Source organism: Amphritea japonica ATCC BAA-1530 (assembly GCF_016592435.1).
GTDB lineage: Bacteria > Pseudomonadota > Gammaproteobacteria > Pseudomonadales > Balneatricaceae > Amphritea > Amphritea japonica.
The window spans coordinates 1,127,866-1,148,927 of record NZ_AP014545.1; the positions used below are offsets into that span (position 1 = coordinate 1,127,866).

The 21,062-nt window shown below is 46.3% G+C and carries 21 protein-coding genes; 16 read left to right on the top strand and 5 right to left on the bottom strand.

Features of this window, described 5'->3' with window-relative positions; translation table 11 throughout:
* Window positions 1-20 precede the first annotated feature (20 nt).
* Window positions 21-1,019 carry a diguanylate cyclase gene (locus AMJAP_RS05195; protein ID WP_019622014.1) on the bottom strand — a complete coding sequence of 333 codons (999 nt, stop codon included), beginning with the start codon at window positions 1,017-1,019 and terminating at the stop codon, window positions 21-23.
* A gap of 83 nt (window positions 1,020-1,102) precedes the next feature.
* Complete coding sequence (gene pbpG / locus AMJAP_RS05200) at window positions 1,103-2,140, bottom strand: D-alanyl-D-alanine endopeptidase (RefSeq protein WP_201356410.1); 1,038 nt, start codon at window positions 2,138-2,140, stop codon at window positions 1,103-1,105.
* A gap of 257 nt (window positions 2,141-2,397) precedes the next feature.
* Here pbpG and AMJAP_RS05205 point away from each other — a divergent pair, with 257 nt between their 5' ends.
* The 8 genes from AMJAP_RS05205 (at window position 2,398) to AMJAP_RS05240 (ending at window position 11,277) form a co-directional block, all read left to right on the top strand.
* Window positions 2,398-3,336, top strand: coding sequence for a nucleoside recognition domain-containing protein (locus AMJAP_RS05205; RefSeq protein ID WP_019622016.1), 939 nt, complete (start codon window positions 2,398-2,400; stop codon window positions 3,334-3,336).
* Between the two features lie 86 nt (window positions 3,337-3,422).
* Entirely contained in the window at window positions 3,423-4,571 is a 1,149-nt protein-coding gene (locus tag AMJAP_RS05210) for a pyridoxal phosphate-dependent aminotransferase (RefSeq protein ID WP_019622017.1), read from the top strand.
* On the top strand, window positions 4,559-5,341 hold the full coding sequence (locus tag AMJAP_RS05215) for an amidohydrolase (RefSeq protein WP_019622018.1): 783 nt from the start codon (window positions 4,559-4,561) through the stop codon (window positions 5,339-5,341). Before AMJAP_RS05210 ends, AMJAP_RS05215 begins: the two co-directional genes overlap by 13 nt.
* A gap of 118 nt (window positions 5,342-5,459) precedes the next feature.
* The gene (locus AMJAP_RS05220; RefSeq protein WP_019622019.1) at window positions 5,460-5,981 is read left to right on the top strand and encodes a hypothetical protein; all 522 of its coding nucleotides are present in this window, start codon (window positions 5,460-5,462) and stop codon (window positions 5,979-5,981) included.
* 175 nt (window positions 5,982-6,156) lie between these two features.
* Complete coding sequence (locus AMJAP_RS05225) at window positions 6,157-6,561, top strand: hypothetical protein (RefSeq protein WP_019622020.1); 405 nt, start codon at window positions 6,157-6,159, stop codon at window positions 6,559-6,561.
* A gap of 118 nt (window positions 6,562-6,679) precedes the next feature.
* Window positions 6,680-7,561, top strand: coding sequence for a hypothetical protein (locus AMJAP_RS05230; RefSeq protein WP_019622021.1), 882 nt, complete (start codon window positions 6,680-6,682; stop codon window positions 7,559-7,561).
* A 141-nt stretch (window positions 7,562-7,702) separates the two neighbouring features.
* The gene (gene hrpB, locus AMJAP_RS05235; protein ID WP_315972438.1) at window positions 7,703-10,255 is read left to right on the top strand and encodes an ATP-dependent helicase HrpB; all 2,553 of its coding nucleotides are present in this window, start codon (window positions 7,703-7,705) and stop codon (window positions 10,253-10,255) included.
* A 335-nt stretch (window positions 10,256-10,590) separates the two neighbouring features.
* Window positions 10,591-11,277, top strand: coding sequence for a haloacid dehalogenase type II (locus AMJAP_RS05240; protein ID WP_019622023.1), 687 nt, complete (start codon window positions 10,591-10,593; stop codon window positions 11,275-11,277).
* A gap of 240 nt (window positions 11,278-11,517) precedes the next feature.
* Here the strand turns inward: AMJAP_RS05240 and AMJAP_RS05245 are convergent, their stop codons facing one another.
* A complete protein-coding gene (locus AMJAP_RS05245; RefSeq protein WP_019622024.1) occupies window positions 11,518-12,198 on the bottom strand; it encodes a pirin family protein in 681 nt (226 codons plus the stop codon).
* Window positions 12,199-12,297: 99 nt separating this feature from the next.
* Between AMJAP_RS05245 and AMJAP_RS05250 the strand changes: the two genes are divergently transcribed.
* Both AMJAP_RS05250 and AMJAP_RS05255 read left to right on the top strand, forming a co-directional pair.
* A complete protein-coding gene (locus AMJAP_RS05250) occupies window positions 12,298-13,083 on the top strand; it encodes a sulfite exporter TauE/SafE family protein (RefSeq protein WP_019622025.1) in 786 nt (261 codons plus the stop codon).
* Window positions 13,084-13,155: 72 nt separating this feature from the next.
* Window positions 13,156-14,700 (top strand): glutamate synthase-related protein, encoded by a 1,545-nt coding sequence (locus tag AMJAP_RS05255; protein ID WP_019622026.1) that lies wholly within the window; start codon window positions 13,156-13,158, stop codon window positions 14,698-14,700.
* A gap of 16 nt (window positions 14,701-14,716) precedes the next feature.
* Here AMJAP_RS05255 and AMJAP_RS05260 read toward each other — a convergent pair whose 3' ends face one another.
* Window positions 14,717-15,544, bottom strand: coding sequence for a pirin family protein (locus tag AMJAP_RS05260; RefSeq protein WP_019622027.1), 828 nt, complete (start codon window positions 15,542-15,544; stop codon window positions 14,717-14,719).
* A gap of 146 nt (window positions 15,545-15,690) precedes the next feature.
* On the opposite strand from AMJAP_RS05260, the gene AMJAP_RS05265 reads away from it, so the two are divergent.
* From AMJAP_RS05265 to AMJAP_RS05285, 5 genes are all read left to right on the top strand, one after another.
* Window positions 15,691-16,593 (top strand): LysR family transcriptional regulator, encoded by a 903-nt coding sequence (locus tag AMJAP_RS05265; RefSeq protein ID WP_019622028.1) that lies wholly within the window; start codon window positions 15,691-15,693, stop codon window positions 16,591-16,593.
* A gap of 88 nt (window positions 16,594-16,681) precedes the next feature.
* Window positions 16,682-17,659: a glutathione S-transferase family protein gene (locus tag AMJAP_RS05270; protein WP_019622029.1), complete on the top strand. Its 978-nt coding sequence runs from the start codon at window positions 16,682-16,684 to the stop codon at window positions 17,657-17,659.
* Window positions 17,660-17,988: 329 nt separating this feature from the next.
* A complete protein-coding gene (locus AMJAP_RS05275) occupies window positions 17,989-18,414 on the top strand; it encodes a hypothetical protein (RefSeq protein WP_019622030.1) in 426 nt (141 codons plus the stop codon).
* Between the two features lie 205 nt (window positions 18,415-18,619).
* Complete coding sequence (locus tag AMJAP_RS05280) at window positions 18,620-18,883, top strand: hypothetical protein (protein WP_156815204.1); 264 nt, start codon at window positions 18,620-18,622, stop codon at window positions 18,881-18,883.
* Window positions 18,884-19,032: 149 nt separating this feature from the next.
* Complete coding sequence (locus AMJAP_RS05285) at window positions 19,033-19,383, top strand: hypothetical protein (protein WP_019622032.1); 351 nt, start codon at window positions 19,033-19,035, stop codon at window positions 19,381-19,383.
* 74 nt (window positions 19,384-19,457) lie between these two features.
* Here the strand turns inward: AMJAP_RS05285 and AMJAP_RS05290 are convergent, their stop codons facing one another.
* Window positions 19,458-20,057: a short chain dehydrogenase gene (locus AMJAP_RS05290; protein WP_019622033.1), complete on the bottom strand. Its 600-nt coding sequence runs from the start codon at window positions 20,055-20,057 to the stop codon at window positions 19,458-19,460.
* A gap of 97 nt (window positions 20,058-20,154) precedes the next feature.
* On the opposite strand from AMJAP_RS05290, the gene AMJAP_RS05295 reads away from it, so the two are divergent.
* Window positions 20,155-21,060 (top strand): LysR family transcriptional regulator, encoded by a 906-nt coding sequence (locus tag AMJAP_RS05295; RefSeq protein ID WP_019622034.1) that lies wholly within the window; start codon window positions 20,155-20,157, stop codon window positions 21,058-21,060.
* Window positions 21,061-21,062 lie beyond the last annotated feature (2 nt).

Here is a 21,062-nt window from a genome sequence, read left to right on the forward strand (position 1 = left end):
ACTAAAAAGAGGCTGAAAGCTTATCGGTTTTTTTGTGGTACCAGTCTGCAGTGTTGGCGCATGATTTCGGTGATATTATCGTTTATATGTTCGTATGAACTTTGTTCTAAAATAGCCTGGCTATCGATAGTAACTGTACTGTTCCGTCCTTTCTCTTTTGCCGCGTACATAGCTATGTCAGCTCGCTTGATAGAGCCTTTGATATCACAGAAACGGCACAATTGGGTAACGCCGAAAGAGGCTGTAACACGGTGTAGATTGTCATGATGGCGGATGCTTGAGTCGGCCAGTTGTTTGCGAATTCTATCTACAACGGTGCCTGCCTGCTGCAGAGTCATGTCAGGAAAGATAAAAAGAAATTCCTCCCCGCCATAGCGGGATACGGTGTCATGACGTCGGATAGCATTGTTAAACAGCTTTGCCGTATGTGCCAGAAGAAGATCGCCGACATCGTGTCCCCATGCATCGTTTACATCTTTGAAATGGTCGATGTCTGCCATAACGATGCAGCAGTAATAATCGTCAGCCCTTTGCATTCTGCTATATTCATTGGCGAGCACTGAATCAACAGAGCGGCGGTTCATCAAGCGGGTGGTTGGGTCAAACTGTTGTTTGTTTAGAACAGAGAATTCGAACAGCATTATGACCATATCGAAGAACTCTTTTTGCGTTTGCATAAAGTGTTCGAAATCTTCAATATCGATCTCACCACCCTGATTTAGCTGGCTGATAATGTTACGTGCATCATCATGAAGTTGTTTGTGGTATTGCTCAATTTTTAGAAATGAGCCTTGCTGAAACAGTTCGTCTTTGAGGATTTTTGTCAGCCAGCGGCCAAAGTGACAATGGAGGTGGGCATCGGATGCAATAAACTGTTGTTCATCGATGGTTTGCCGGGTAACGAGCGCCGTCGTTATTCTCTGCATCCATTTACGATGTGCTTCCAGTGAATGTTTGATATCGGCGGCCAGGGCCTCGAAATCGTCATGATGCAAGCTTTCCAATAGATTTTCGATCACGTATCTGTCCTTGATCCGCTTTTGTTAGTATAAGATTGCCCAATACTAACAGGGCCTGATCATTAGATATTGAGCTGTAACACTTAATTGAGCGCGAGCTGTTCTGGCATTAGTTGCCGCAGTACTTGTCGTTGATAATGCCGTGCTGAGCTACTGATTTTTCCACTTTTACCTGTTGTAATCCAACGCTTAATACGACCCGCATCGCCTATCGGAGTGCGTTTTCCATATGAATTTAGCATGACCATCACGGTATCCCTGCCGTTAATTTTCGTCATCATGACCAAACAGCGTCCAGCTTCGTTCAGATAGCCTGTTTTTGTTACATCGATTGACCAGCTTTTCCGGTGCACCAGCACATTAGTGTTGCCGTAACGCAGTGAATAGCCAGGGTTAGTGAACCTGGCGGTGTAACTTTTAGTGGTACTGTATTTGGTGATTTCCGGATAAGAGGCTGCGGCCCGCACCATGATGGCAAGATCCGATGCGCTTGAAATATTTCGCTCTGAAAGACCCGATGAATCAACAAACGTTGTCTGAGTCATACCCAGTTGTAGAGCTTTTAGGTTCATCGCTTTTACGAAAGCCATATTTCCACCCGGGTATGTATGCCCAAGGGCAGAGGCCGCCATATTTTCGGAAGACATTAAGGCTATTCGGATAACATCCTTACGCGGCAACAGTGAGCCGATTCTGATACGGGTATAATAGTTGTTATTTGCTTCTTTTTGGGCCTGGGTAAAACGTATCTTTTCGTTCAGTGGTAGTTTTGAATCCAGCGTAACCATCGCGGTCATTAATTTGGTCACAGATGCAATGGGGAGAATCAACTCAGCATTTTTTGAATAAAGCGGAGCGCCGGTTCTGGCGTCAATGACGGCAGCACTGACCGAGGCTAATTCAATATTTTCTTGATTTAGGCTGAGTAGTTTCTGGGTCGCACTGGAAATCGCCGTGGTCTGAACAGATAACTTTTCCTGTGCAATGGCCGGCAGAGAAAGAACAGACGTAATAAAGATGCCGATGAGTAGACGGCTGATGGTTTTCAGGCGCTTATGTAAGGGCATATTTAACTGAGTGAACTGTCGTCTAATTTTTAGTTGAGCTGCAAAATTTCTCAAAACAGTGCCGTTTGCTGATAGTCATTTTTATGCGTTAGAACTCTTGTGAATCCTAGCCTGACAGGCTGAGTTCACAGGGCTCCAATATTAACATAATCGGCCGTTTGAATCGTTGGTTTAAATATTCATTTTATGTTTTTATGATATCAGACACTTGGTCAGGCCAGTTTGTTAAAAAATGCTATGTAGAGTAACGGGTTAGAATAAACTCTTGTGTTCTGAATTATTCTGAATAAAAAGAAACCAGTGGTTAAAAAATGGAACAGATAATTACCCTTATACTCGACTCTGGTCGAACGGCTGTCGATGTAGTGTTATATGTTTTACTGCCCGTGATGGTGGTGATGTTGGCGCTGATGAAACTATTAGAGAGCAGAGGAGTATTAGGCTGGGTTTCTAATAAGCTTTCCCCGGTGGTAAGGATATTTGGCGTACCTGGCTTGGGTATCTTTGCGATGCTACAGATTATGTTTGTCAGTTTTAATGCACCGGTAGCCACGCTGGCAATAATGGACCGGGACGGGACCTCCCGTCGCGCTATTGCCGCGACTCTGGCTGTTGTTTTAACCATGTCGCAGGCCAATGTTGTATTTCCGATGGCGGTGGTCGGCCTCGATGTTCCCTTTATTATGATTACCTCTTTAATTGGAGGGCTTATTGCTGCGGCTGCGACATACTATCTGTTTGCCCGTGATCCCGCGCTGGATGATGACTACAGTCATGCAGAGCATCTGGCACCAGAACGGCATGAAAAGAAAAATATTATTCAGACGTTATCAGATGGTGGTCAGGAAGGGGTAAAAATTGTAATCGCCTCTATTCCCTTACTCATTTTAGCGCTTTGCTTTGTTAATTTGTTAAAAGTCACCGGCTCAATTGAGCTGTTAACGTCAATATTAGCGCCAGTCTTGGCGCTGGTTGATCTCCCGGAGTCAACAGTGTTGCCGATAGTAACCAAATTCATAGCGGGTGGTACTGCGATGATGGGTGTGACTATCGATTTGCTGAATCAGGGAGTGATGACAGCGACCGACCTGAATAGGGTTGCGGGCCTTATCATCAATCCTTTTGATGTGGCTGGCGTGGCGATCTTATTGGCTGCCGGTAAACGTGTTTCCTCTATCGCTAAGGCTGCGATACTGGGTGCTATAGTGGGGACGCTGGTAAGGGCTGTACTGCATCTGGTTATGTTCTGATTCGCTTGACCCCCGGGCACAGCAGTCCTAGAGTTGATCTTTAATGCTGTCGGATTCCGATCAGCTGATAGAGGATTAACAGATTAATGCGATACCCAGCGAGTAAATTGCCAAAAGTTACCACTACTATCTTTACTGAAATGTCGCAGTTGGCGACAGAGCATGGTGCGATTAACCTTTCTCAGGGTTTCCCCGATTTTGAAGCCCCTCTGGCTCTGCTGGACCGGGTGACCTATTACCTGGAAAACGGCTTTAATCAATATGCACCGATGACGGGCGTTGCTGGGCTGCGAAATGCGATCGCTATGAAAGTGGCAAAACTTTATGGCGCCGAGGTAGATCCTGAGTCGGAGATCACGGTGACTTCGGGAGCGACTGAAGCACTGTTTGCAGCGATTGGTGCAGTGGTTTGTGCTGGCGACGAGGTGATCGTGTTCGATCCTGCTTATGACAGTTATGAACCGGCAATTGAGTTGAACGGCGGTAAAGCGGTACATCTCACTCTCAGGCAGCCAGATTTTTCTATCGACTGGCTACAAGTAGCGCAAGCGATTAGTCCTAAAACACGGATGATTATCTTAAACAGTCCACATAACCCGACAGGTGCTGTACTCAGTGAGGGTGACCTAGATCAGTTAGAAATGCTGGTAAAGGGAACTAATATCCTTTTGCTGAGTGATGAGGTTTACGAACATATCTGTTTTAAGGGACCGCATCAAAGTGTATTGAGGCGGCCCGCGCTGGCTAAACGTGCCTTTGTCGTTTCGTCATTTGGTAAAACTTACCATACGACAGGCTGGAAAGTGGGTTACTGTATTGCGCCAAACGTTCTTTCTGTAGAGTTTCGCAAGCTACACCAGTATTTAACCTTTTGTACAGTGCATCCTATTCAATTGGCGTTGACTGATTTTATCAATGACTACCCGGAACATTACCTGGAACTCCCAACATTTTATCGACAGAAGCGGGATCTCTTCTGTGAGCTGATGAAAACCAGTCGCTTTAGTTGTATTCCATCCGAGGGGACCTATTTTCAGTTGATGGATTATTCGGAAATTGCGCCAGAGATGGATGATCTGACTTTTGCTCGCTGGCTGACGACTGAGATAGGAGTAGCTGCAATACCGGTATCTGTTTTCTATGAGTCTGCACCGGAGCAGCGATTGGTACGTTTCTGTTTTGCAAAAGATGATGAAACGCTGAAACAGGCTGCGGAGAAGTTATGCAAGATCTGAGGGTTACTCTGATTCAGCCGGATATGAAGTGGCAGAATCCGGCAGAAAATAGAGCCATGTACGCGCAATTGATGGATCAGAATGCGGGTAATACTGATTTGGTATTACTACCGGAAATGTTTTCGACCGGCTTCACGATGGATAGCCGGACGGCTGCAGAACCGATGGGTGGAGAGAGCTGTCTATGGCTACAAGAACAAGCTAAACAGCGGGGTGTCGCCATCAGTGGTAGTTTAGCGATTACGGAAGGTGGACGTTATTTCAACCGGATGGTTTTTACTTATCCTGATGGCAGTCAGGTCTGTTATGACAAACGCCATCTTTTTCGTATGGCAGGGGAACATGAACGTTACCAGCCAGGTGACAAACGAGTAGTCGTTGAATATCGGGGTTGGAAAATCTTGTTACAGGTCTGTTATGACCTGCGTTTTCCGGTATTTTCAAGAAACAGTAATGACTATGATCTGGCTCTGTATGTTGCTAACTGGCCCGCACCGCGTCGGCAGCCCTGGCGTAAGTTGTTGCAAGCCCGGGCGATTGAAAATCTATGTTATGTTGCTGGGGTAAACCGGGTTGGTACTGATGCTAACGGTCATAAGTACAGCGGAGATAGTATGCTGGTGGACTTCAAAGGAGACCTTCTGATAGACCACAATCCGGATATTCCTTTCTGTGATACTGCAACACTTTCTTTAGTTGAACTGAGCCAGTTTAAAGAATCGTTTCCTGCATGGATGGATGCTGATGATTTCACTATTGATAATAGCTAAGCGTTAGCGATATAGATTATCAATAAAATCCCGCCGCGTGCGGATTTTTTTTATTGTCTTATTATTGTTGAACTATACTTTTCATATTCAAAACGGTCTGCGGACCGGGAGGTGTGAAATGAGACGATTAACTTTTCTTACGCCAGATCTGTCTCATGCTGAAGCAGTGGTGGCTGAGCTACGGGAACTGAATATTAATGACGAAGTGATGCATCTGGTTGCTAATGATCATGAAGGGTTACAAAAGGCCCATCTTCACGAAGCAACAGATATGGAAACTTCTGAAGTTGAAAATGATTTTAACTGGGGAATTGTTGCAGGCGGTGTGATGGGGCTGGTACTGGGCTTAACCGTTTATGGTTCAATATTTTTTAATGTTGAGTTTGGCATCATTAGTTTATTAGTAATAATTATGATGGGTGCCGCTTTTGGCGGTTTGATTGGTAAGGCGATAGGAGAGAGTACGCTTAACTCCGGCCTGGAAAAATACCAGCATGCGATAGAAGCCGGACAAGTTTTAGTGATAGTGGATGTGGCTGTAGAACAACTGCCTGAGGTTTATAAACAGGTACGCCAACACTGTCCTAAAGCCTTGATTGAGAGTAGCCATGTTTTTCACGATCATCCACTTGCGGCGTGAAGGAGTTTGTTAATAAACGCTATGGATAGGCAGGTTTCCCCTGGTGGAAGTACAAGAGCGGCCTGTGATGGCCGCTTTTTTTTCGTGAAAAATCATATCTGTTCCTTAACTTTTTTCGGCTTTAGGCCTATGGTTATATCTGTTCTTACTCGTTTGATTTGAAAGGAATACTCCTATGTCAAAAGGCCATGCTAAGCATCAGGAACGACACCATGGTTTGTCGCAATTTGGTAAGGATTTGATTCGTCGTTGTGGATCAAAATGCGAACTTTGTGAGGCCCATGGAGTTAAGCTAACCGTTTACGAAGTTCCGCCTATCGAAAGTGATCCTAATTACGATCAATGCCTTATGCTGTGTGAAACCTGCACGGGTCAGCTGGATAAACCGCGGACAATTGAGCCTAGTTACTGGCACTTTTTGGCTTCGACCATGTGGAGTGATCTGGCACCCGTTAAAATAATATCTATAGCATTGCTGCAGCACTTGTCGGTAAAAGAAGATTGGGCCGCTGGTTTACTGGAGCAAGTGTATATAGATCAGGAAGAACAGGTCTGGCTCGATCAGATTGATCTTTTCTAACAAGGCCAGTGTCTGGCCCGCTATGTGTTTGATAACCAGTTTATGAATTTATTTCACTTTAGAATTTCAACTGGCTGGCGATAACGAATTTAATCAATACTAAAATTCGGGTCTGGCTATGTTTAACCCATTGAGCTCATCACCTTTCTTTTTTAACCCTGGTTTGGTTCATCAGTCTGATAATCAAAGTCGCCATCTTGAAGGCGCGCCGTCTTCTGATCGTTCGGTTGAAAACAGGCCTAATGGGGTAGCCCCTGCTCGTCAGTCATATTCCTTATCTGAACGTTTTAGCCGTGATGATAGCTTTTCAATAAACCTTACTACCCGGGATGGGGATCAGGTTGAGATTACCTTTAATAGCGAAACTAGCTATAAATCTGATTATGATCTGCGTAGCGGTCATGGACGTGAACATCAACGTTACAGTATTGATAAGGAGCAGAGCAGTGAGTTCGGTTTTTCTGTTGAAGGAAATCTTGATGTTGAAGAGATTGATGCGATCGCTGCTCTGGTTCAGGACCTTTCATCACTGGCGAGTAACTTCTTTAATGGTGATATACAAACAGCGATGCAACAGGTGGGAGATCTGAGTTTTGATACTAGACAGCTGGCAGAGCTGGATGTCTCGATGGAACAGTCGATAGAGTATCGTGCGATTGAAAAATACCGTGAAATTCAGTCGATGGGCGAAAGGGCTGAGCCAAGCTCTGAACGAGCGGTTGAACCGTTCAGAGAACAGCTACTGAATCAAATTAGCCGGACCGAACAACATATCGAGTATGCTGCGGAATTTACCTTTAGTCTGATTGCTGAATTTATTTCTCATGATCAGCGCTTTAAGGAGATGAGTGAAGCAGACCAGGAGAGCCTGAAAGTAAATACAGAGCGACTTAGTGAATTAGCTTCAGTTAAAGCCAGCGAAGCTGAGGATGCTCATGAAGAACCAGAACACGAACCCCAACACGAACATGGCTCGGATGATGTCGAGTTCGACGATTAATCCAACGCTCTTGAACAATGATTAAGATTCTCTTGCCTGGGGGGTGGAGAGTCTGTTGGATACCGTAATCTAAGCTGCCCGATCTGAGCGGTGTTTTGTTCTGTAAAATGTATATCACCTGTTAGAATACTGGTCCTATTTGTGCTCACACTCGGACCATCACTATCCATGAATGTACTCCCTGTTACAGACGTTCTGGAACACCTTCGTACTGCGCTTACTGAAAGCGATGAGGTTGTGCTTGAAGCACCTCCCGGGGCTGGTAAGACGACTTTGGTTCCTTTGGAGCTACTTCAACACCCATTACTGGTTGGACAAAAAATCCTTATGCTTGAGCCCCGGCGGCTGGCAGCACGGATGGCTGCTGGGCGTTTAGCCAGTCAGCTCGGTGAATCGGTGGGTGACACTGTCGGCTACCGGGTACGCATGGACTCTAAAGTAGGGCCGCAGACACGGCTTGAAGTGGTTACCGAAGGTATTCTTACCCGTATGCTTCAGGATGACCCCAGTCTGGATGGGTATGGTCTGGTTATTTTTGATGAGTTTCATGAACGTAGTCTGGATGCCGATTTTGGTTTGGCGCTAACCTTACAGGGGCGGGAACTGTTCCGGGATGAGCAACCCCTTAAGCTACTGTTGATGTCTGCTACGCTGGATCAACGGGTGATAGATCAATTATTACCTCAAGCCCCTCTGGTGAGTAGTAAAGGACGAAGCTATCCGGTGGATATCCGTTATTTAGGGGCTCAGGGGCGAAATCAGCGATTGGAGGAGTGGGTGGCTCAGGCCGTCATGCAGGCGCTGGACGAGGAGTCCGGTAGCTTGTTGGTCTTCTTACCGGGGCAAAGAGAAATTCGTAATGTTGCGAGAAACCTCAGTAATCAAATAGAGACAGGGGTTGTCCTGACACCTCTCTACGGTGACCTGAGCATTCAAGAGCAGCAGAGAGCGATACAGCCTGCATCGGAAGGGCAAAGGAAGGTGGTGTTGGCAACCAATATTGCAGAAACCAGCCTGACGATAGAAGGTATTCGAGTGGTAATAGATGCTGGATTAAGCCGGGAAGCCAGGCTTGATCCGGCCAGCGGTATGACTCGGCTGCATACCTGTAAAGTCTCTCGGGCAGCCAGTATTCAACGTGCCGGACGAGCGGGCCGAATGGAGCCCGGTAGCTGTTATCGTCTCTGGTCTGAGAGTCAGCAGGCGCAGCTTTCCCAGCATGCAACACCGGAGATTATGTCCACTGACCTAACGTCGCTGGCACTGCAACTGGCCCGTTGGGGAGTGGAAGATACCGCAGAACTGCGATGGTTAAATCCGCCGCCTGATGCGGCGCTTAGCCAGGCGCGTGACCTGCTGATACGGCTGGGTGCACTTCAGTCTGTCGATAACAGCCTGCAGCTGACCTCTGCCGGAGATGTGATGGCACGATTGCCATTGCACCCCCGATTGGCACATCTGCTGTTAGTCGGTTGGGAGAAGGGCTGTGGTGAACTAGCCTGTGATATTGCCGCTTTGCTCAGTGAGCGGGATCCACTAACGGGTGATGCAGATTTTGAACGGCGATTAAGCTGGCTGAGGGGAGATATTCCATGCTCTTCATCTCAAAAATCGATGTTGCAGCGCATTCGTCAACTGAGTCAGCAATATCGAAGAAGCTGTAAAAAAATCCTGAGTAACGTTTCACCGCAACCAATAAAACTATCAACCGCTGAGCTGTCAGCGCTACTGATTGCTCAGGCATATCCGGATCGAATCGCTTCCCGTCGCAGAGCGGGAGCAGGGGATTATCAGCTGAGTGGTGGTCGTGCTGTACGTCTGGCAGAAACTGACTCCCTGATTAAACATGATTGGTTAGCAGTAGCAAACTGCGGCGGAACGCAGGGACAAACTACAGATAAAGTGTTTTTAGCAACTCCTCTACCCGAAAAACTGTTCGATACGGCACTGTCAGGATTGCTACAACAACAGAAAGTGGTTGAATGGGACAGGCAACAGGGACGTATGTGTTGCGAGTTGCAGCGTCGTATCGGGGTATTGGTTATCAGCCGCGACGAGTTGAAGGAGATTCCGCTACCTGAGAAAAACCAGATTCTTATCAATCTGATCCGCAAACAGGGGTTACAGATTTTGCCCTGGAATGATGAGATTGAACGCTGGCGGCAACGGGTTATGTTTCTGCATTCGTCGCAACCGCTAGATGGTCCCTGGCCAGATCTTTCCGATAAGTGCCTCTTGAAGGGGCTGGAGCAGTGGTTATCGCCATATCTTGATCCGGTTAATCATATAAATCACTTTAGTCGTTTGGATTTGTTTGCCATTTTGCAGGCTTTACTCGAATGGCCTTTGCCGAATGAGTTAGGGAAACTTGCACCGCCCCGACTTAAGCTACCATCAGGGCATACGGCTGCGATTAATTACAGTGAGTTTCCGCCGGTGCTGGCGGTTAAGCTTCAGGAGATGTTTGGTTCGGTAGACACGCCTGTGATTGGTTACAAGGTAGCGCTGAAAATACATCTGCTATCGCCAGCGCGCAGGCCGTTGGCAGTCACTCAGGATCTGGCCAGTTTTTGGGCCAATAGTTACCGGGATGTGCAGAAGGATATGAAAGGACGCTACCCTAAGCATCCGTGGCCTGATAATCCACGGGAAGCCATTCCATCCAGTGGCGTTAAGAGAAAAAATCGCACATAAGTTGAGTATGAGATAAAAACTTTTCAAGTTGTGTCAGGTGCTTGTGTACTAAGATAAAGTTACTCTGCAATGTCAGAGTGGATATAGCCCCAATCGGTTGGGGTAGATGAAAGAATACTATGTATGACACATGTAGCCCCGCTAGCGCGGGGCTTTCTTTATTCTTCGTATATTGCCCGCTTCTATTATATTTGTTTGTTTAACTCCTTTTTTAAGTCTGCTTATCTTGAGTTTCATACCGTCAGAAGTCATAGTGATCGAGTAACTTATCTAGTTATTGGTGGATGGCTCTTGGTCACACGCTTAAATAATGAAAGAACCCCAGGAGGGTTAATATGCAGAGCCAGACGATCGCTTTTGATGTGTACGGTACTTTGGTAGACCCTCTGGAAATGAGTAGACATCTGCAGCTGATGGTAGGAGAGAAAGCCGAACAGTTGTCTAAACTCTGGCGTGAAAAGCAGGTTGAGTATGCTTTTCGAAGGGGGTTAATGGGCCGATATGAACCCTTTGGAGTGTGTACCCTTCAAGCTTTGAATTACGCGATGGAAGTACTCGAACTGTCGCTAACGGCGGAGCAACAGCGATTTTTGTTGGCTCAGTACCAGTTATTACAAGCGTATTCGGATGTAGTGCCCGGTATTGAGTCACTCAGAGCACAGGGACATCAGTGTGTGGCTTTTTCCAACGGTCCGGCGGTTAAAGTTAAAGATTTATTGGATAACGCGGGTGTTCTGGAACTGTTAGATGATGTAATAAGTGTTGATGAAGTCTCCAGATACAAACCTGATCCGGCGGTTTATCTTCATCTACTTAAGCGCACAGATAGCCGGGCTGAAAATAGCTGGCTGATTTCTAGTAATGCCTGGGATGTTATGGGGGCAAAGCATGCTGGATTGAATGCCGCCTGGATTAAGCGTAGCGCTGGAGCGGTGTTTGATCCCTGGGATCTAAAGCCTGATAAAGTCGTTAATAACCTTCAACAGCTGGCTTTGGAATTCAGTAAAAGCCCTATACAGTAGCTTTTTATAAGTAATTATTACGTTTTTTTAAGCTGTTTTGTTGCAGTGCAAATAAAAAAAGACCCGGCGGGCGCCGGGTCGAAATAAGCCAAATTGGTGGCTCAAAAAGCAAAGTGCAAACTCAATATAGCTAATTTTTTTGTGCACTGCAAAATAAAATAGATAAAGGTAGGGCTAAATCGGGTTATTGACAGGGGAAAAATGGCTGTTAGGTCGATTTATTATGGATAAGAGTGAGGCTTAGGGAAGCGCGAAATAGAACCCTTCCGCTTTATTGATCCCCCGAAGTGATATCAAAGGTTCATCTTCAAACAGTATTGTATCGCCCGCTTCCAGAACGCTACCGTTAATTTCAAGCTCTCCCCTCACAAGGTAGAGAAAGCCGTTCTCTGATGCTGGTAAGCCACAACTGGTATGGTGTAAGCGGAACTGATGCATCTCCACGTTTTGTTCAATCTGTAGTGAATCTTCGCGACCGTCTGGTGAAATAATCAGTTGAATGCCTTCTCGGCTGAGAAGTTTGCGGGATTGATAGCGGGGGGTATTACCGGTTTTTTGCGGAATAACCCAAAATTGAAGCATTTTCAGGCTGCTCTCCAGAGAAGCGTTTTGCTCGGTGAATTCAGCCCCTGTGCCAGTGCTCAGTAATTGTAGGCTTCTGCCTTGCAGTAGTTTGCGATTACCCAGAGAGTCGGTATGCAGGTTCTTGCCATCAAGAATGACAGATATAACTTCCATATCCTGATGTTTGCTGGGATCTATCGCCGCGCCAGGCTGTAACAAGTCTTCATTCGCCACTCGTAATTCAGATATTCCCATCCAGTCTGGATCGAAATAGCTGCCAAATGAGAAAACATGTCGGGATTCAAGCCAGCCGAAATGGGCATATCCCCGGTCTGAAGCACGTTTTATTCTGATCATGAAGGTTCGCAAATGGAGACTGTTGATCTCTTTTTTACCTTGTCAGCACCGTACTGTAAACATGGCCGTTAGTTTTAACGGTATTGTTATCAGAGTAATATGCTGATTTTTAGGGGGAAATATCTGTGGATCTGCTCAGCTCTTTTAGTTTGTCATTCTGGCTTTTGGCCGGTTTTGGCCGGTTTTGGCGTGTTAATAACCGGTATTTCCAAGTCGGGTTTTGCCGGAGGAGTCGGGGTGATCAGTGTACCACTGATGTCTCTCTATATCGGACCGGTCCAGGCGGCAGCGATAATGTTGCCGTTACTGATTCTGATGGATTATTTTAGCGTTCGTGCCTGGTGGACGCATAAACGAAATGACCTGCTAAAGATAATGGTACCCGGAGCGATGCTGGGGATTTTTACCGGGTATCTGCTATTCGATTATCTTGATGACGATATATTGCGGCTATTGTTGGGGGGGCTGTCGATCTGCTTTGCCCTTTGGGGTTTATTCAATGGCGCAAAATCAGGTGAAGGAGGCTCGCCGTTTGTCGGCTATCTATCCAGTTCTGTTGCAGGCTTCACCAGTTTTATTGCTCACGCCGGTGGCCCGCCCATGAACTTCTATTTGATTCCGATGAAACTGCCCCGGGAGCAATTCCTCGGTACGGCGGTTGTGTTTCTTGCCATTGTTAATCTGCTTAAGCTGGTGGCCTATGGAGCGTTGGGGCAGATCAATACTGATAATCTTTTAATCGGTCTGGTGCTGGCTCCCTTAGCTTGGGTCGGTATCCGTATAGGCCTGATTATCCACAAGATGCTGGATGATAAGTTGTTCTATCGTATTATTTTGATAATGCTTCTGATCGTTGGGATCAAACTGATCGCTGACGGAATCTGATTGTACTTTTTTAGCTCTTTTTTTAAATCGACTGCTAAGCTTAATTCACTGGATATTTTGAAGGAGTGAGTTATGTCTGCAAAGCCTGTGGTTGCTGATAATAAGCCTGTTAAAGTAAGTTTGAGTCAGGGAGAAGAGTCTTACTTCTGCACCTGTGGCCGTTCATCTAAGCAACCTTTTTGCGATGGATCGCATGCTGGGACAGGATTCACTCCTAAAGCATTTAAAGCAGAAACAACCGGAGATGTCTGGCTCTGTGCGTGTAAGCATACGGCAAACTCCCCATACTGCGATGGTACTCATAAGCAGTTTGATGCAACCGTTGTTGGCCATGAAGGGCCCGGTATTATTACTAGTGATAATCAGGCTCCAGCTGCGGTAAATACGGCAGAGGAGTCCACTGTCGAATTTATTCACCAGCTGGCACAGGACGGAATAAAAGGAATCGGTTCTCATGGTCCAATGGGGGCTATGGGGGTTCCACGTAACCAGTTGCCAGCCTGGGATGATATTCAGGTGATGGTGGCTCAGATGGCCCGTAAACCGTTACAGGAAACCGTGCCGGTAGGCACCTCATTGGTGATAGGTCCTGAGGCCAGGAAACCGTTAGAACTGGATATTCCCCTGTTTGTGTCGGATATGAGCTTTGGAGCACTTTCAGAGGAGGCTAAAACTGCGCTAGCGAAAGGTGCTGAATTAGCCGGTACGGGTATCTGTTCCGGTGAGGGAGGCATGTTACCCGAAGAACAGCTGGCAAACTCCCGGTATTTCTACGAACTGGCTAGTGCTAAATTTGGTTACCGGGAAGAGTTATTAACCCGGGTGCAGGCCTTTCATTTCAAAGGCGGGCAGGGAGCGAAAACCGGTACCGGTGGCCACCTGCCTGCGAGTAAAAACGTGGGTAAAATCTCTCAGGTTCGGGGTATTCCTGAAGGGCAAGATGCGGTGTCTCCTCCAACCTTTAGTGATCTGGATAATGTTGCCGATTATGCCCGCTTCGCCGATCGGGTGCGGGAGATCAGCGGGGGTATTCCGATTGGTTTCAAACTTAGTGCAAATCATATAGAGAGAGATGTTGAGTTCGCCGTGAAAGCGGGGGCAGACTATATCATTCTTGATGGTCGTGGCGGCGGTACGGGGGCTGCACCACTGCTCTTCCGAGATCATATCAGTGTGCCGACGATACCGGCGTTAGCGCGTGCCAGACGTTGTCTGAATACCAATGGAGCCAGCGGACGGGTCACTTTGATTATTACCGGCGGACTGAGGGTCCCCAGTGATTTTATAAAAGCGATGGCACTGGGCGCCGATGGTATAGCGGTGGCTAATAGCGCAATGCAGTCGATCGGCTGTGTGGCCGCTCGTATCTGTAATACCAATAACTGCCCTGCTGGTATAGCAACCCAAAAAGCAGATCTGCGTCAGCGGTTGAATGTAGATAAGTCAGCCGCTCAGCTAGCTAACTTTATGACCGGATCAGTACATCTGATGCAGGTGATGGCCAGAGCGTGCGGGCATAGTCATCTGAGTCAGTTCGATATGGGAGATCTGGCAACCTGGAATCGGGATATGGCGTATCTTTCAGGCGTTGCTTATGCAGGAACAACCCCTCTCTAATGAGAGGGGCCTTCAACTAATCCGTCAGCGTACCTTGTTGATAATCCTGGATAGCCTGATCTATCTCGGCCTGTGTATTCATCACAAACGGGCCGTAGTGGGCAACCCGCTCTTGTAGAGGAATACCGCTCAGTAACAGTGCACCGCTACCGGTTTCAGAACTGATCTCCAGCGCTGATTCTGAGGTAACTTTTATCATCTGTTGGGCGCCCACTGTTTGCCCGTTTACACTCAGCTTTCCTTCGTAAACATAGAGTAGCAGTGTGCACTCCTCTGACTGTTCCAGACGAGCTTCGGCACCTGGGTTTAGACAAATATCAGCAACAGCTGCTTGCCCGGGCAGCTGTTGTAATGGCCCGCTAAATGTTTCTTTATCGAAGGTGAATTCGCCACCGATTACTTTCAATTCGCTATTCTCTAGTGAATGCCATGGAAGCTGATCGCGACCTATATCCTGCCAGTCCGGGTCTTTCATCTTCTCGCTGGCGGGTAGGTTTAGCCACAATTGAAAACCGTGCATTAAGCCATCTTTCTGTAATGGCATCTCCGAGTGAATAATCCCCCTGCCTGCAGACATCCACTGGGCTTCACCGCTCTGTACTCCACCTTTATTACCCAAGTGGTCCTGATGTTCGAATCCACCATGACGTATGTAGGTCAGGGTTTCGATTCCCCGGTGTGGGTGAGCGGGAAAGCCTGCACCATAATCATCAGGGTTGTCTGAGCGGATTTCATCCAGCATCAGGAAAGGGTCGAGTCCGTTATTTTGGAAACCGTGTACACGCTGAATTTTTACGCCAGCACCATCAGAAGATGGGCGGCTTGGAATAATCTGAATACTCATATGTGTTCTCCCTGCGGCTATGTTAACTAGTCGTAGCTGATCTTCTTCGGGTTCAATTCTCTATAGGGGTTATAGTATTCTTATAATTCGAAATAAAAATCGGTATAAATCGGGTTTTATATTCTATTTTATAGAAAGGACTTGCGATGAAGGTCACCCTAGAGCAGTGGCGAATGTTAAAAGCCGTAGTGGAGCATGGTGGTTTTGCCCATGCAGCCGAAGCAGTGCATAAGAGTCAGTCGAGTATTCACCATGCGATTCAGAAAATGGAGTCGTTGTTGGATGTCCAGTTGCTGGAAGTCAAAGGGCGAAAGGCTCATCTGACCGATGCCGGGCGTTTGCTGTTACAACGGGCCGAACAGCTGTTGGAGTCTGCTGCTAATATTGACTCGTTAGCGGCCAGTTTGCATGTAGGGGTTGAGCCAGAGATCTCCATCGCTGTCGATCAGACCTTTCCGCCAGAGTATATCAGCCAGGTACTTGAGCAGTTCGCTAATGAATATCCTAATACCCGGATTCAACTCTATGAAACGGTGCTTTCCGGTGCATCTGAAGCGCTAATTCAGGGGCGGGTAGATCTGGCAATCGCCGGTGCTGGAGTCTCCCACTTTCTGGCGGAACCTCTGTTTGCGGTGGACTTTCTCGCTGTAGCATCGCCGAAACACCTATTGTTTAGCAGTTGCAGTGAGGCCGAGCCATTAGTGATCGATGATCTGACCAATTTTCGCCAGCTGGTGACCCGCGACTCGGCGCTTGAAAAGAATATAGATTCCGGCTGGTTAAAAGCTGATCAGCGCTGGACCGTCAGTAATATCAGCACAGCAGCGGAAATGATCAGTCGGGGGATGGGCTTTGCCTGGCTACCTGTGACTCTCATAAGGAAATCGCTGGAACGGGGTGAACTACAACCTATTCCACTACAAACGGGGGGGAGCCGCAGCATGATGTTGCAGCTGTATTATGCCCGTCAGGACTGTGTAGGCCCGGGTATAAAGCGTCTGGCAGCGTTACTGCACGGATGTTGCGATGAATATGGTTCTAATTATTAGAATGTTAGATTCGTAATTAGGCGATTTTTAATCTAATAAATAGAAATTAATATGGAGCCATAGAATAGCAAGCATAGAGGATTCAACGATGGGACTGTTAATTGAAGGCAAATGGCATGATCAATGGTACGAAACGAAAAATGCTAAAGGTGAGTTTGTCCGCGAGCAGGCCGGTTTTCGTCATTGGTTAACCAAGGATGGCAATCCTGGCCTTACCGGTGAGGGTGGTTTTAAAGCTGAGCCCAGTCGCTATCATCTGTATGTTTCTCTGGCTTGCCCCTGGGCGCACAGAACCCTTATTTTCAGGAAGCTGAAGGGGCTGGAAGATTTGATTACTGTTTCAGTGGTGAGCCCTGATATGTTGGAGCAGGGTTGGAGCTTTGATACTGAAACGGGCTCTACGGGCGATGAGCTTTATGCTGCTGACTTTATGCACCAAATCTATAGTCGTGCCAACTCGAATTATACCGGTCGGGTTACTGTGCCGGTGCTGTGGGACAAACAGCAACAGACGATTGTCAGCAATGAGTCCTCAGAAATAATCCGCATGTTTAACTCTGCCTTTGATGACCTGACCGGTAATCGGTCTGATTATTGGCCGCAACCCCTTCGTGATGAGATCGAAGAGTTGAATAGCTGGATCTATGACAGCGTAAATAACGGTGTTTACAGGGCAGGCTTTGCTACCACACAGGAAGCCTATGAGCATAATGTTAAAGCGCTGTTTAGCAGTCTTGAGCGGATAGAAGCTATTCTGTCTCAGCAGCGCTATCTGACCGGGGCCGTTTTGACCGAAGCCGACTGGAGGCTGTTCACCACGCTGATTCGTTTCGATGCGGTCTATCATGGCCACTTTAAATGTAACCTTAAACAGCTGCGTGAATACCCCAATATATCTGGCTATATCCGTGAACTGTATCAAATCGAAGGGATAGCTGAGACGGTTGATATGGTACATATCAAGCAGCATTACTACGGCAGCCATCATATGATCAACCCCACTCAGATAGTACCGCTGGGGCCTGAACTTGATTTTGACTTTCCCCATGAGCGAGGTGTTTTATAGCTGATAGATAAGTTGCCCGATATCCTATCGGATTCGTTAGCGAATCTTCTTTTCGGTTATTTAAACAAATCTGAAACAAAAAAGCCCCGTGAGGGGCTTTCTGCTACTTAATTTCTACTTTTAGCACCCGTTTAAAGGGAGGATTACCATGCTAAGTGGTTATTACGACCTAAAGAGTTTCTTAGGGTATTATGACCTTGTTGTATTAAGTTTCGGAATAAGTACCAGGATGCATAACAAGGCCATCTATTTACTGCTGTACGTTGCTCTATAAGCCTCAAATTATGGAGATGTTGGCTTTTCATCAATCAATTATAGAGGCTTTTTAAATGAAAGCGTTCATTATCATATTTTTATATATTGCGACAATTTCTACTTCAATAGCTTCTGGTAATCGAGATTTATATATAACCTCGCAAACACTTAAGAGCTTTTCTGAAATAGAACTGTCTACTTTTACTAAAAAGTTGAGTTACTTAGGTAGTACTGAACAATGGCATGTTTTTGGGGAAACTCTAACTTCAGTTAGTAATGGTATGCCGTATTCCAATACGTATGGCTATAAAATCCAAGACAGTAAATTAAAATTAGAGCATGGTTGGTTTCTGGACTTGAGTGAGATGGACTATTGGATGTATGTACCTAATTGTCCGAGCATTTATTTTGATAAAAGCAAGATAATTACTCAGATTTTTATTCCTGAAAATGAAAAGAATCGTTGTATTAATTACTCTGAAAAACACATAACTAAATGAAGTTACCAAATATTAGCAATCGGATTCGCAACAAATTGTAGCGGATGGCTAGATGACATAACTAGGACAAGATATGAAGCACGTCACTTACCTATTTTTGATATCAATTCTTCTTCAGGGCTGCTCTGGCACTAGACATAGTTACTTAAATCTCGTTGAAAATAATAATGACATCTCGGTGTTACATATAAAGAAAGGAGACATTGTGGAACTTTTAGCCATTGGGAATGGTTTTCCTGGGCGATGGGGGTATTTTCCTTGGGCCGTCTCTTCCTCGCCAGAAATAGCAAGTGTTGACTGCATTAAATCTAGAAGCTTTATTCCTTTTCGTGAACCCGGTGTCATTTTCGGAGGAATCACCTGCAATTTGATTGCCCACGAAAAAGGTAGAACAGAACTCTACTTTGGTAATAAATACAACCTTTCTGAAGATACATATGTAGAAAGAGTAGATGCAATTATTGAATAATAAATATCTATGCTCTCCTGGGTAGTATGCAACTGCATCATAGACAGGGCATAAAAAGATAACAGGTCCAGCCAGAGGGTGTACAACGATGTATCGTTCCCGCTTTTCGATACCGGCTGATAGCGTCAAACGTCTAATGAGTGCCTCAAATGGTTTCTAAAGCAAAATTATATTCAAAGCTGGATGATCTCGAGTTAGAGTTAAAGGAACGTTTGGTTCCGCATCTGGAGCAGGCGGCTGTCGGACATAATGAGTTAGCCTTCTGTGTGACGGGTTATCATTCGTTTAAACAGTTGAAATTACAGACTGACAAAACAATGGCAGAGTTAGTCGATATAGGCGCGCAGATATTATCGCTACAAGAAAAGCTCGGTGAACCCTCTGATGGTTCAATCGCAGAACGTATTTGTTGGTATTGCTATGAATGGAGCAATACTGGAAAACAGTATCGTACAAGCGCGCAAGGGCTGGCAAAACAGTTTCTCACTGAAATCAGTTAACAACATAATAAGTTAGCAGCGGATACCAACAATAGCTGTTTGGTCCGCTGCTTTTAACATTGTGTTTTCAAGTGTTAGACAAAGTCCGGGGCATCTAGTGTTTGGCCTGTCATATTCCCCGTCACTGCGCTGACATAGGCTTTGGCCGTATCGGCAGCGGACAAGCCACCATCGGTATCCATCCCCATCATCACCATGGTTTCCTTAACAAAGGCGGGTGCTACAACATTCAATCGTGCAGAACGAAGTTCCAAAACGGCTGCTTTCACGTAGCTTTCTAAAGCACCATTGGCCATGCTGATTACTGAGCTACCCGGTAACGGCTGACGAGACAAAATCCCCGAGGTTAAGGTAATTGAACCGCCGGTATTGACTGAAGCCAGGCCGAATCGGATCAGGTTTATTTGCCCCATCAGCTTATTCTGCAGCGCTAACTCATAATCAGCCTCTGTTAATTCCTCAAATGCGCCAAAGTTAGCGACGCCTGCAGTAGAGATGATCGCGTCAACTGCCCCAACATTGGTAAACATAGCCCGTATAGATTCAGGGCTGCCGAGGTCAACTTGCACATCGCCTCCTGAGTAATTCGCAGTAATGATGTTATTGTCTTTTGAAAGCGCTGTTTTTACCGCTTTGCCAATAGTTCCAGATGCGCCTACTAGTAAAATTTTCATGATTGATTCCTAACTTGTCTGTTGTTTAAGTTGGAATAACTATAATTGGTAGCGTATATTTGATAAATAACTTAAAAATGAAAACATTATTCTCCATATGAGAAAAATAGATCTACTGAAAGCGATCCGTACCTTTGTCATGGTGGCGGAGAAAGAGAGCTTTACGGAGGCCTCCCGCGAGCTAAATATTGTTGCCTCTGCGGTGAGTAAGCATGTTTCGGACTTAGAAGCACATTTTTCATCTCAGCTTCTTTATCGAACCACCCGAGCGATGCACTTAACCGGTGAGGGGGAATATTATCTTGAACAGTTCAGGGATATTCTTGCGCGTATTGATGGCCTGGAAGATATTGCCGATGCAAGGCAGCAACGTGTCGCAGGGCACCTGAGTATCACTGCTCCGCAGGGCTCCGCTTCGTTAGGCTATTTACAGAGTACCAGTGAGTTTATTAAGCGCCACCCCGATATACGTATCTCGTGGCTGTTTTTAAATCGTTTCGTCAATATGGTCGAAGAAGGGGTAGATCTGAGTATTAGAATAGGCGAACTGCCTGACTCTAACCTGATCGCTCGGCATTACTCATCAATAAAGGTGAACTTTGTCGCCAGCCCCAATTATATCCAGCGTTTTGGCGTGCCCACACACCCTAAAGAGCTGAATCAACATCAATGTATTCTCGATAGCTCTAACCGACAACCGGGACGCTGGCGATTTCGTGAAAACGGCGTTGAGCAAAACATCGTAGTGAAACCATTTGTTCAAGCCAATGATGGTGAAGTGGCGGCTAAGTTTGCCGCTGATGGTCACGGTATCGCTTATCTGCCGACATTTTTGATGCAAGCCTATTTGGATTCAGGAGAACTGCTGCCTATCTTGAACGAGTTCGAGCTGGAGGCGTCATCGGTTTCACTGGTTTTCCCAGCCAACCGCTTAATGAATCCAGCCCTTAGGGCCTTGATTGAATTTCTGCTGGAAGACAGGCCAGTGAAGAAGGCTGAATAGCC